Below are 11,881 nucleotides of genomic sequence, written 5' to 3'. Positions count from 1 at the left end.
ATCACATAGAGAGCGTCCGGATGTGCTTCCGCGACGGCCGGCATGGCGCGGATCATCTGATCGATGCCCTTGTCGGGGGCGAGCAGGCCGAAGGTCAGGATGACCTTGCGCCCTTCCCATCCGAAACGCGGTTTCATTGCCGCAGGCTCGACATAGGGACGGTCGGGTACGCCGTGGGGGATGACGGCTATGATCGTCGGATCGACGCCATAATGGCTGATAAGGATGTCGCGCCCGCGACCCGCCATCACCATGATGCGCCCGGCCCGCCGCAGGATATGGTCCATCACGCGGCGTTCGTCAGGACTCGGGCTGTCGGAGATAGTATGGAGCGTCACCACAAGCGGCAGTCGCGTGCGATCGAGCAGCCGCAGGATCAGGTCGCCGCCCGGCCCGCCGAAAATGCCGAATTCGTGCTGCAGCCAGATCGCCTTCGCGCCGCTGTCTTCGATCCGCGCGGCGGCTTCGGAATAAGCGGCAGGATCGTCCTGCGCGATCACATGGATGTCGTCTGCATAGACGATGCCGTCCGCGCCGTTGTCCATGGCGTACAGATCGACGCGTAGCGAGGGATAGGCCTGCTTCATCGCATCGTGGCAATGGGTCGTAAAGGTGGCGATGCCGCAACGGCGCGGGACGCTGTTGCCGATCAGCGCGATGTGTCCCAATCCAAGCACATCGTCGCGCAGCGGGCCATGCTTCATGAACACTTCCTTGTTGATGGCGGCCCGCTAAGAAAGCGGGCGAAAGATCGCTGTTGTTTAACTCGCCCCGGCGTGAAAGGTTGCTGTGCAGCAACATTGAAGCATCCGGTTGCGATGGCGGGGAAAGATCGTGCCGCAACGCAACGCTGTGCCCCATGGCGCGTTCGGATCGCAAACAGCAGGGGCCGCCATGACCATGTTATCCGATGCGCATACGCACTATCCTTCGCTGAAAGGCCGCAAGGCGATTGTCACCGGCGGAACGACCGGTATAGGTCGCGCCATCGCTGTGCTGCTGGCGAGCGAGGGCGTCGATATGTTCATCTGCGGCCGCACGCCGGACCATCTCGCCGACGCGTTGGCGCGCATCGGCGAAGTAGGGCAGGGCAGCGGCATCGCGCTCGATTTGGCGGACCCCGACAGTATCGATCGGCTGTTTTCTGCCGCACGGGATTATTTCGGCACGCCCGATATCGTCATTCCCAATGCAGCCGTCGCGGCAGGCGCGCTCGCCGACAGCACAGCAAGGGACCTGCGCTACAAGATTGCCGTCGATTTCACCGCCTATCTGCTCACGGCTCACAAGGCGGTGGAGGTAATGGCGGGCGGCAGCGACCTTGTGTTCGTCGGTTCGCTGTCAGCAGTGTCGCGCAGTCCCGGCGGCTCCGTCTACGTAGCGGCGAAGGCGGGGATCGAGGCTTTCGCCCAGGTGTTGCGCAAGGAAGTCGCAGACCGCGACATCAAGGTGGGGTTGGTGGAACCGGGCTTCACCGGCGCGGACTTCCACTATCCCGAACTGCCCGCCGACGAGCAGGCCGACCTTATCGCCCGCAACCGGATGCTGCGCGGTCAGGACATCGCCGTGGCCGTCCGCACGATGTTGACACAGCCGCGCCGCGCCGCCCTGTCTTTGATCCGCGTCGAACCCCTGCTGGAGCGCGAATGACCCATATCCTCGAAGACCGGCTGGTCCTGACGCCCGACGACATCAACCTCAGCCTTTCGCCGTTGGCGGGGCGGGTCGATGCCCCGACCTATGTCCTCGGCGCATTCAACCCCGGCCTGACGCGCCTGCCCAATGGCAACCTCCTGCTGCTCGTCCGCATCGCCGAAGCATTGCGCGAACCTGTGTGGGATGGGCATGTCCACGCGATCCGGTGGAGCGAGGAGGGCTATGTCCTCGATGCTTGGCCGCTCGACGACGTAGACACCAGCGATCCGCGCACCTTCCGCCTGAAAGAGGGCGGATGGCGGACGATGGGACTGACATCGCTGTCGTGGCTGCTGCCGGTAGAGCTTTCGCCCGATGGTCTGGACGTGCGAACATTCCATTACGACCGCGCCATCGCGCCGTCCCGCACGGTCCAGTGCTATGGCGTGGAGGACCCGCGCATCAGCCGGGTGGGCGACCGCTGGCTGATGACCAGCTGTTCCGTCAGCCCCGAGCGGCAATGCACGACCCTCTACAGTTCGACAGACGGGCTCGACTGGTATTATGACGGGATCGCGCTCGACCATCAGAACAAGGACATGCTGATCTTCGAGGGGCTGATCGGCGGCTATTACTGGGCGCAGACCCGTCCGCTCGGCGACGTTTATTTCGTCTATCCGCCCGGCAGCGAATGGCGCGCAGGCCCGTCCATCAACCTCGCGCTATCCCCCGACGCCCGTTTCTGGAAGCCGCATGAAAGGCCAGGCATACGTCCCCATGTCGCGACGCTCGCCACCGCGCGGATGGGCGGGGGGGCGCCGCCGATCCTGACGGAGGAGGGGTGGCTGACGCTCTGGCACGGGGTAGAACCCAATGCTTCGGTCGGTACATATCGCACATATTGGTCGCTGCTCGACCGCGACGATCCCGCCATCGTCCTGCGCACCGACCACGAAGCGCTGATCGAACCCAATCCCGACCTGACCCGTGCGCTCGATCATCAGATGTATCTGCGCGACGTGGTATTCACGACCGGCATCGTAGACGCAGGCGACCATTATATCGTCGCGTCGGGCGAAGCCGATCTTGCCTGCCGCATTACCCATATCGACAAGCGCCGGTTTCGCGCGGGCTAGCGCTTCGCCGGAGCCACCGTCATCAATGCATCCACCACGGCCTCGGTCTCGCCCTCGGCGACGGGAGCCTTATAGGCTTCGCGCATCTTGATTACCGTCGCGGTCCATTGCTCGCGGCTCAAGGGCGGCTGGCGCAGGATCATGGAGGCCGAATGACAGGCGGTGCATCGCGCTTCGAGCAGTTTGCCCGCAGCGCTGCCCCCGAACCCTCCGGTATCGTCGGGCAGCACGATGCTGTCGCTTTGCAGGCGCGTGACGGTGCGCTCGCTCGATTGCGGCGCACGCTCACCGCATCCCGCCAGAGCGATAGCGGACAGGAACAGGGGCACGGACCTACGCATCACACCACCGTCACCGGGCAAGTCTCCACGCAATTGCGCATATATCCTCCGGGGTTCCAGTTGGGCGTCATAGGCTGCGTCACGCCCGCATCGTTGGTGCAGCGGGCCATCAGCAGCATCCCCCCTCGCGCCGCCACCGGTACGCTCGCAGCGAAGCGGCGGAAGCTGTAGCGCCCCTCGTCCGGTCCCAGCGTCGTATCGCGCCATGTCCGCCCGCCATCGTGCGACAGCTCCACCCGGCGTACCCCACGGTCGCCACCCATCGCGATTCCGCCGACGCCAATGCGGGGACGATAGGCGATGCGCGCGCCCGGCTCGATGCTGGTGATCCAGGATCGCGGGTTCATGGCGTTGATCGGCGTCTTGGGAAACTCCTTCGTCCCCGGCGGCACGTTCCCGCCGGGCGTGGCGGGAATCTGATAGGCCTTCGCCATCCAATAGTTTGCGTCCGGCCCGGCGGCGATATCGATATGGTCGAGCGCCTTGACCCAATAGGTCGAATACCATCCCGGAACCACCAGCCGCAGCGGGAAGCCGTTGAGCAGCGGCAACTGCTCGCCATTCATGGCAAAGGCGACCATGACTTCGCCGTTCATCGCATGGTCGATCGACAGTGACTTTTCGAACGCGTCGACCTGCGTCAGCGGCTTGTCCAACCCGCCGAAGCGTACCAGTTCCTTGCCCGGCGGCACCCCTGCCGCCTCCAGCAGAAGGCGCAGGCTCACGCCCTCCCACTTCGCATTGCCCATTGCGCCATGGCCCCATTGCGCCCCCGGCACCGGCGGGTCGAACAGCGCGCGGCTATTGCCCGAACATTGGTTGACCGCCGCAAAGGATATGCGCGGCAGCTTCAGCAGGTCGGGCAGGGAAAAGGCGAGTTCGCGTCGCCCGCCCGTCACGCGCATGTGAAAGCGCGCCGTATCGACCTGGGTCGGGATGTCCGCCCAGTGCCAGCGCACGAAAAAGCGGTCGTTGGGCGTGAAAACATCCCGGTCGAAAACGTCCATCGGCGTTTCGAGCAGCGGCGGCCGGTTGCGCAGCACCAGCATCGGCCCTTTTTCGGGGTAGGCGGTGGAAAGCGGCAGGACAGGCAGCGTCGCCTTGCGCGTGGCCGCCAGCGCCGCGCCACCGGCCAGCGCCGTTGCCGCGCCCGCGATCAGTCGCCGCCGTGCGAGCGCCAGAGCCAGAACGGAATCGAACCTGTCCATGCCTGTCCCTTACCCTTCCAGCGTCAACGGCCCATGTTGGATGTGCGGCAGCACATGGCGGGCGAAGAGGTCCGCCTCGGCGGCGTGGGGATAGCCCGACAGGATGAAGGCATCAATGCCCGCTTCCCGGTAGGACCGCAGCTTCGCCAGCACCTGATCGGGGTTGCCCACGATTGCCGCGCCGCATCCCGACCGCGCTCGCCCGATTCCGGTCCAGAGATTGTCCTCGACGAACCCGTCGCCGCTTGCCGCCGCGCGCAGTTCGGCCTGCCGCGTGACGCCGACGCTTGCGCTGTCCAGCGATTTCGCCCGGATCGCTTCGCCCTGCGCCGCGTCCAGTTTCGACAGGAGGCGGTCGGCATAGGCGCGTGCTTCGTCCTCGGTCTCGCGCACGATGACATGCGCGCGGTAACCGAATTTCAGCGTGCGGCCATGCCGCGCCGCGCGCCCGCTCATGTCGGCGATGATATCCTTCACATTGGCCATCACGTCCGGCCACATCAGATAGACGTCGCATCCCTGCGCCGCCGCTTCGCGTGCATCCTCGGACAGCCCGCCGAAATAGAGCGGCGGACATTTGCCCGACACCGTGCCGACGCGCGGCGGATCGAGTTCGAGATTGTAGAATTCGCCCTTGTAGGACAGACGCTCGCCCGAAAGCATGGCTTTGAGGATCTGCATGATCTCCAGCGTGCGCTGGTATCGCGGCTTGCTCTCCATCTTCTCGCCGGGAAGGTCGGACGAAATGATGTTGACCGTCAGCCGCCCGCCCAGGATGCGGTCGAGCGTCGCGATCCGACGCGCGAGCTGCGGCGGCCAGTCCTCGCCCATGCGCACTGCCATCAGCAGGCGGATCTGCCGGATGAGCGGCGCGATGGCGCCTGCAAAGATGGTCGTGTCCATGCCGAGCGCATAGCCCGAGGGCAGCAGGATATTGTCGAACCCGCCCTTTTCCGCCTGAAGCACGATGTTGCGGCAATGCTCCCAGCTCGACGCCAGCGCCGGATCGGGCTGGCCGAGAAACTCGTAGTCATCGTCGCACAGCGCGGAAAACCAGCTGACTTCGCAGGGTTTGTCGAGAATAGTGTCGGTCATGGCAGCGGCTCTCCTTTGCTGGCGACCAGCACGCCGTACCAACTCGCCCTCGTCCAGCGGACCTTGAGCGCGTCGGCGGCTTCGGCGATGCGGGCCGCTTTTTGTGTTCCGACGATGGGGATCGGGTGCGCGGGATGCGCCATGATCCAGCTATAGGCAGCGGCGGTGCGCGACACGCCATGATCGGCCGCCACCGCATCCAGCGCGTGGGCGACCGCCTGCTCGCGCGCGGTCACCGGCGCCGCGATGCGCCCGCCACCCAATGGCGACCATGCCATGACCGCCATGTCCATCGCGATCGCCTGATCCATTTCGCCATTGTCGATGGGGTCGATCTTCAGCGCCGACAGTTCGGGCTGTGTCGATACGATGGGCACGGACAGGAACTGCTGAAGCGTCGCGATCTGGCTGGCCGTGAAGTTGGAGACGCCGACCGCCCGGATCTTGCCCGCCCGGTGCGCGTCGTCGATGGCGCGCGCGATCTCGGACGGGTGCGTCAGGATATCGGGGCGGTGGATCTGCCAAAGCTCGACACGATCCACGCCCAGCCGCGCGAGCGACGCGTCGATGGCGGCGGTCAGATAGGCGGCGCTGCTGTCGTAGGGCACGCCCATCGAAATGCCGCCCTTGGTCGCGATGACCAGCTTGTCGCGCAGGCCCGGCTCCGCCGCCAGCGCCCGGCCCAGCAACTGCTCCGCCGCGCCGAACGGTTCGTTGTTGTCAGGGCCGTAGATGTCGGCGGTATCGATGAAGTCGATCCCGGCCTCTACCGCCGCGTGCAGCAGCGCCAGCACCGCGTCCACATCGTCGCCGCACAGGCGCCAGTTTCCCCATGCCAGCGGGGACACCATGATGCCGCTCTTGCCCAATGGGCGGCGCGTTTCGGGGGCGGGAAGAAAGGTCATTCGCTATCCTGTACGTCGGAGAAATCGGGAGAAACGGCAGCGACGGAGGCACGCTCCACCAACCGATGGGGCAGGCGCCGGTGCTGTCGCTGCGCGCCTTCAAGCAGCAATGTCGTCGCTGCCAGCGCCAGTTCGCGCGTCGGCTGGTGGATGGTGGTCAGTTGCGGCCAAACCATGCGCGCCAGCGTCGTGTCGTCGAACCCGGCGACCGACAGCGCATCGGGCACCGCGATGCCCATGTCGTGCGCGACCGAAAGCACGCCGGCGGCCATGTCGTCATTGCTGGCGAAGATGGCGCTCGGTCGCCGCGCGGCGTTCAGGAACCGGCGCGCCGCCGCGACGCCGCTGTCGTAATCGAACGCACCGGGCGCGACCAGGGCAGGCTCGAACGGCAATCCCGCCCGGTCGAGCGCGCGGCGATAACCGAACAACCGCTCTTCCGATGCCATATGATTGCCATGCCCCTTGATGAAGCCGATCGCCCTGTGCCCCTTGTTGATGAGGAAGGTGGTCATGTCGTCCGCCGCCTGCGCATCGTCCATGAAGACAGAGGCGGTCATCGCATGGTTGGTGCCGGGCGATATGCGCACGAACGGGATTTCCATATGCTCCAACGTCTTGAGCACCGGAACGCAATCGGTGACGGGGGAGGACAGGATAACCCCGTCGACATGGGTTTCGGTCACCAGCCCGCGCACCTGGTCGCCCACGGTGGGATCGGTCACGTCGACCGGCTGGGCCAGCAGCCGCGTTCCCGAAGGCTGGCACCCTTCCGAACAGCCCATCTGGATCTGGTTCATATAATAGGGGCTGTGATTGTCGTAGATGAGCGCGATCTGTCCCGACTTGGTTCCGGCGAGAATGCGCGCGGCGGTGCTTGGGCGGAATTTAAGCTCCTGCATCGCCTTTTCCACACGCTCGCGCATGTCCTGGCTGACATAGGGGTGGCCGTTCAGCACCCGGCTGACCGTCTTGACCGACACGCCCGCGCGGGCCGACACGTCGCGGATATTGGACCTCTCGCTCATGCTTTCGCGGCCTCCGGCAATGCGGCGAACAATGCGGCGAAACGGCTGTCGGGTCGATAGAAAACGGGCGGTTGGCCATAGGGTGCGGCGACCTTATGCGTGCCGGGCGCATAATCCTTGCCCGTCCACACGTGCCGCCACGGCGTCCCGTCCGGCAGGATCACCTGTCGGCTGACGGCATCGGCTTCGACCACCGGGGCGACCAGCATGTCGGCACCGTAAAGATACTGATCCTGCACCGCGAAGAGCGCCTCCTCGAAATGATGGAGGAAAAGGGGACGCTGCACCGGCAGTCCCGTCGCGACTGCCTCGTCGCTCAGGTGCCGCACATAGGGGGCAAGCGCCGCATGGACGCGCGACATCGCGACGAAATGGGCCAGAAGTTCGGGCGAAGAATCGATCTGGATATTGTCGTCGGGCCTGTTGCCTTCATGGCTGCGCATCACCGGGCTGAACGCACCCAGTTCGCACCAGCGCAGCATCAGGTCGGGCGTGCGGACATTGCCGTGCAGGCTGGTGTAGCCGCCCACGTCGCTATGCGAATAGGCGTTGCCGACCAGGCCTGCGGAAAGTGCGGCGGTGATCACGGTGTTGATCCCGTCATGCCGGGTGAAATCGACCGACTGGTCCCCCGCCCATAGCAGCGGACAATGCGCCTGCACGCCGGAAAAGCCCGCCCGCATGAAAAAGACCGCTTCGCCCGTCTTCCCGCGCGACGCCACCGCCTTCGCATTGGCCTCCGCCCATAGAACCGGCCAGCGATTGTGCGCGAGCATGGGGTCGCTGCCGTCGTGCAGGCGCAGATCGGTGGGCAGATATTCGCCGAAATCCGCCATCCAGCCGGACAGGCCGAAATCCAGCATTTCCTGTCCGATAATGCGCTCGGCGAACCAGTCGAGGCTGTCGGGGTTGGTGAAATCGACCACGCCGCAGTCGAATTCGCCGAAATCCACCAGATAGGGTTCGTCGCTGTCCTGCCTCAGGGCAAGGTGCCCGCCCGTGCGCGCCTCCGCATATTGCGGGCCGTCGACCGCGAGATAGGGGTTCACATAGCCCAGGAAGCGAATGTCCTTGGCCGCGAGAGTCGCGATGTCGGTCGGCAGGTCGCGATAGCGTGCCGGCTGCCATGCCCAGTTCCAGAACAGCCGCCGCCCGAAGCTGGTCTGGCGAATGCCGATCCAGTCTTCGCACCACAGGCCCGCAACCGCCGCACCGCTCGCCAAAATACGGTCGAGCCGGGCGAAGCTGTTATCGCCATCCTTCAGCCCCACGATCGCGCCGCCGATCGCCCAGTCGGGAAGGGCAGGCTGGCGACCGAAGAAGAGGCTCATGTCGCTGACGAGTCCAGCGATGTCAGACGCGGCGAAGAACCGCAGTTCGGCCGATTCTTCCCAAATCTCGATCCGATGCCGCTCCGCATCGGTGAAGTCGAGCACGCTGTAGGCCGTGCTGGTGAGGTGACAGGCGTAAAGGCGGGATGACAGGAAGGTCGGTTGCGGATAGTTGGTCCACCAATAATCGCCGCCCGCCATGCCCTGTTCGTCCATCAGGCGGGTGAGCCGCGTCGATTTGTCGCGCCCGACTCCCGGCTCGCTGGTCCAGATTGGAAAGCGGCGGCCCGACAGGTCGAGGTAGCTCATCTGCTCCCCGCCGCCCCACACATGCTCGCCCGGCTGAGCCAGGAGCGCGAAGCGAATGCGGTCGAAACCCTCGCCCAGCGTCTCGACCCGCAGCGAGTCGCCTTCCGCCCACAGCCGCGCCAGCGGCGCGTCGCCGACTGCGGCGCTCAGCCATGCGGTGTTGCCGTTCAGGGCGACGAAGGGCAGGGGGGTGATGTCCGACGGCGCATCGCCGATGGTGAAATTGCCCCGCACCATCTGCACGTCGGGCGCACCGCGCGCGACAGTGACCGCGGGCATCTGCGCGTTGTGGCGCAGGATTTCCCTGCCATCGATCATGCAGACAAAACCGTCGTCCCGGCTTTCGAAGGTCAGCGTCACATCCAGCCCCAATGTGGTTTTTATGAAACAGGGTCCGCTGCACCAGCCCTGTCCGATATGACACCGCTTGACATAAATTTCACGGTGGATCAAGACCTGACCCGTCGCCTACGGGACAACCCGGGGTTCCGCGCATCGCGAAGGAGGGGAGTTATGACCAGCAATATCCGCGCTTCATCCACGGCCGCCCGCATCGGGCTGCACCTGTCCACATCGTTGTTCGCGGTCGGCTTCGCCGCGACCGCCCATGCGCAGGTCGAAGAAATCATCGTGACCGCTCAAAAGGTTGAGCAGAATGTCCAGGATGTGCCGATCGCCATCAGTGCCGTGACCGGCGAAGCGATGGCGCGCGCCGGGGCGAAAAGCCTGGAAGATATCGGCTCCATCGTCCCCTCCGTCACCTTCCGCAAGGGCACGACCAACGCCAACAGCGCCATCGTCATGCGCGGCGTCGGCACCATCAGTTTCTCCATCGCCGCCGAACCCAGCGTGTCCACCGTTGTCGACGGCATCGTGCTCAGCCGTTCGGGCCAGTCCTTCCTCGATCTGGTCGACTTCGACCGCCTTGAAGTGCTGCGCGGGCCGCAGGGCACGCTCTTCGGCAAAAATGCGTCCGCCGGTCTCGTCAACATCGTGTCGAAAGGCGGCACGAAGGATTTCGAGGCGGAGGCCACGCTGTCGGGCACGACCGACGACGAATATCGCGGGCGCCTGACCCTGTCCGGTCCCATCGGGCAGGACCTTTCCGCCCGCGTCACCGGTTTCTACGGCAATTTCGACGGCAACGTCACGAACGTCGCGGGCGGTCGCAAGAATACCGTCAACGGCTACGAACATTATGGTGCGCGCGGCCTTGTCGACTATGATGGGGAGGGCGGCCGCCTGCGCCTGATCGCCGACTATTTCAAGGCTGACGACGATTGCTGCGCCGAAGTCACCGGCGTTTCGCGCGGAGCGGTGCTCGACCGTGAACTGGGCATCGCGCCGCAGGGCGAAGATACGCGCAAGGTCAACCAGAACCTCGTCACCCGCTCGCTCGACCGCCAGTGGAGCGTGACGCTGAACGCGGACATCGACACCTTCGCCGATCACACCTTCAGCATCGTCACCGGCTATCGTAACTGGCGTAACACCGAAATCCGCGACGGCGATTTCCTGCCGCGCGCCATCGTCGGCACGCCCCAACTGCACGACCGCGGCACCGTGAACACCGAGCAGGTTTCCGCCGAAGTCCGCCTCGCCTCGCCCCAGAACCAGGCGCTGACCTATCAGGTCGGCGGGTTCCTCTGGTATTCGAAAAACAGCCAGGACTTCACCCGCGCCGATGTCAGCTGCGCGCGTTCGACCCTGCCGGTCGATCCGGCGACGGGCGGGCAGCCGTGCAACCTTGGCGACACCGTCAACACGCTCTTCCCTACCGCCTCGTCCAACAGCGACGTCTCGTTCCGCAACTGGGCGGTGTTCGGGCAGGGCACATACGAAATCACGCCGTCGCTGCGCCTGACGCTGGGCGGTCGCTACACCCATGACAGCGTGTCCTACACCCATTTCCGTGCCCCTGCGGTCAACGCCGCGACGGGCCTCCCGGCGATCGGTCCCGGCCTCTCCGCCGTCGGCGCGGGCGGGACCGTCGCGGGCGGCGGCGACGGCACCAACCTGTCGCGCGGCAACACCAGCGCCGACAATTTCTCGGGCAAGGCAGTGTTGCAGGTCGACCTGGCGCAGGACGTCATGGCCTATGCCAGCTACACGCGCGGCTATAAGGGACCGGCGTTCAACGTCTTTTTCAACCACACTGCGCCGACCAACTCGACGCCCATCGATCCCGAAACGTCGAACAGCTACGAACTGGGGTTCAAGAGCCAGTTCTTCGACCGCAAGGTTCAGTTGAACGCTGCGGCCTTCCTCGTCGACTATGACGGGTTCCAGGCGAATAATTTCGTCCTGCTGAACGGCGCGGTCGTCACCAACCTGACGAACGCGGGCACGGTGCGTTCTAAGGGCTTCGAAGTCGACGCGACCTTCGCGCCTTCCAAGGGTCTGACCTTCCGTGCCAGCGCCGCCTATGCCGATGCGCGCGTCCGCCGTTTCAATCCCAATCCGCTGACCAACGCGCCCGACGCGCGCGACGGCACCCGCCTGCCGCTCGCGCCCAAGTTCAGTTATAATGTCGGGGCGGATTATGAAACCGATCTGGGCGCGCTCAAGCTCTATCTGGCGACCGACTGGCGTCATGTCAGCAAGCAGTTCTCCGACCTCGGCGAAAGCGGTCCGATCGACCCCTATGGCCTGTGGAACGCCAGCATCGGCTTTTCCGACGCGCAGGATCGGTATCGTCTGACCTTCATGGTCCGCAATATCCTGGACGACAGCTATGTGCTGCTCAACACCTCGGCGGGCCAGCGGCTGATGATCCCGCGCGATGCGGATCGCTATGCCGGTGTGACGCTGCGCGCTCGCTTCAAATAGGGAGGAGGGGGCGGCGTCTGCACGCGCCGTTTCTCCGCCTTCCGCGCCCCCGGACGTGCCCTGC

At 65.1% G+C, this 11,881-nt stretch carries 10 protein-coding genes; 3 read left to right on the top strand and 7 right to left on the bottom strand.

The features are described from left to right. A partial coding sequence (locus DI606_RS12175) for a glycosyltransferase (RefSeq protein WP_293983303.1) occupies positions 1-704 on the bottom strand: 704 nt, incomplete at its 3' end. Positions 705-894: 190 nt separating this feature from the next. Here DI606_RS12175 and DI606_RS12170 point away from each other — a divergent pair. Both DI606_RS12170 and DI606_RS12165 read left to right on the top strand, forming a co-directional pair. Then, complete coding sequence (locus tag DI606_RS12170) at positions 895-1,650, top strand: SDR family oxidoreductase (RefSeq protein WP_293983300.1); 756 nt, start codon at positions 895-897, stop codon at positions 1,648-1,650. After that, positions 1,647-2,771, top strand: a complete 1,125-nt coding sequence (locus DI606_RS12165) for a glycosidase (RefSeq protein WP_293983298.1) — start codon at positions 1,647-1,649, stop codon at positions 2,769-2,771. Before DI606_RS12170 ends, DI606_RS12165 begins: the two co-directional genes overlap by 4 nt. On the opposite strand, the gene DI606_RS12160 is transcribed toward DI606_RS12165, so the two are convergent. From DI606_RS12160 to DI606_RS12135, 6 genes are read right to left on the bottom strand one after another with little or no spacing between them, the layout of a single operon-like run. Then, complete coding sequence (locus tag DI606_RS12160) at positions 2,768-3,112, bottom strand: cytochrome c (RefSeq protein WP_293983295.1); 345 nt, start codon at positions 3,110-3,112, stop codon at positions 2,768-2,770. The two genes, DI606_RS12165 and DI606_RS12160, sit on opposite strands and share 4 nt — an antisense overlap. Further along, positions 3,112-4,320, bottom strand: a complete 1,209-nt coding sequence (locus DI606_RS12155) for a molybdopterin-dependent oxidoreductase (protein WP_293983293.1) — start codon at positions 4,318-4,320, stop codon at positions 3,112-3,114. Before DI606_RS12155 ends, DI606_RS12160 begins: the two co-directional genes overlap by 1 nt. A gap of 9 nt (positions 4,321-4,329) precedes the next feature. Beyond that, on the bottom strand, positions 4,330-5,415 hold the full coding sequence (locus DI606_RS12150) for an LLM class flavin-dependent oxidoreductase (RefSeq protein ID WP_293983290.1): 1,086 nt from the start codon (positions 5,413-5,415) through the stop codon (positions 4,330-4,332). Beyond that, positions 5,412-6,320 (bottom strand): aldo/keto reductase, encoded by a 909-nt coding sequence (locus tag DI606_RS12145; protein WP_293983288.1) that lies wholly within the window; start codon positions 6,318-6,320, stop codon positions 5,412-5,414. Before DI606_RS12145 ends, DI606_RS12150 begins: the two co-directional genes overlap by 4 nt. Then, complete coding sequence (locus tag DI606_RS12140; protein WP_293983286.1) at positions 6,317-7,348, bottom strand: LacI family DNA-binding transcriptional regulator; 1,032 nt, start codon at positions 7,346-7,348, stop codon at positions 6,317-6,319. The genes DI606_RS12145 and DI606_RS12140 overlap by 4 nt, the downstream gene beginning before the upstream one ends. Next, the gene (locus DI606_RS12135) at positions 7,345-9,348 is read right to left on the bottom strand and encodes an alpha-glucosidase (protein ID WP_293983284.1); all 2,004 of its coding nucleotides are present in this window, start codon (positions 9,346-9,348) and stop codon (positions 7,345-7,347) included. Before DI606_RS12135 ends, DI606_RS12140 begins: the two co-directional genes overlap by 4 nt. A gap of 153 nt (positions 9,349-9,501) precedes the next feature. Between DI606_RS12135 and DI606_RS12130 the strand changes: the two genes are divergently transcribed. Continuing rightward, positions 9,502-11,817, top strand: a complete 2,316-nt coding sequence (locus DI606_RS12130; protein ID WP_293983282.1) for a TonB-dependent receptor — start codon at positions 9,502-9,504, stop codon at positions 11,815-11,817. Positions 11,818-11,881 lie beyond the last annotated feature (64 nt).

The organism is Sphingobium sp. (assembly GCF_003248505.1).
Taxonomy (GTDB): Bacteria; Pseudomonadota; Alphaproteobacteria; order Sphingomonadales; family Sphingomonadaceae; genus Sphingobium.
This window is presented reverse-complemented; position numbering and strand designations above follow the sequence as displayed.

Coding starts and splice junctions, on each gene's coding strand:
- DI606_RS12130 (WP_293983282.1), top strand. CDS start 9,502: ATGACCAGCAATATCCGCGCTTCATCCACGGCCGCCCGCATCGGGCTG.
- DI606_RS12155 (WP_293983293.1), bottom strand. CDS start 4,320: ATGGACAGGTTCGATTCCGTTCTGGCTCTGGCGCTCGCACGGCGGCGA.
- DI606_RS12165 (WP_293983298.1), top strand. CDS start 1,647: ATGACCCATATCCTCGAAGACCGGCTGGTCCTGACGCCCGACGACATC.
- DI606_RS12145 (WP_293983288.1), bottom strand. CDS start 6,320: ATGACCTTTCTTCCCGCCCCCGAAACGCGCCGCCCATTGGGCAAGAGC.
- DI606_RS12140 (WP_293983286.1), bottom strand. CDS start 7,348: ATGAGCGAGAGGTCCAATATCCGCGACGTGTCGGCCCGCGCGGGCGTG.
- DI606_RS12170 (WP_293983300.1), top strand. CDS start 895: ATGACCATGTTATCCGATGCGCATACGCACTATCCTTCGCTGAAAGGC.
- DI606_RS12160 (WP_293983295.1), bottom strand. CDS start 3,112: ATGCGTAGGTCCGTGCCCCTGTTCCTGTCCGCTATCGCTCTGGCGGGA.
- DI606_RS12150 (WP_293983290.1), bottom strand. CDS start 5,415: ATGACCGACACTATTCTCGACAAACCCTGCGAAGTCAGCTGGTTTTCC.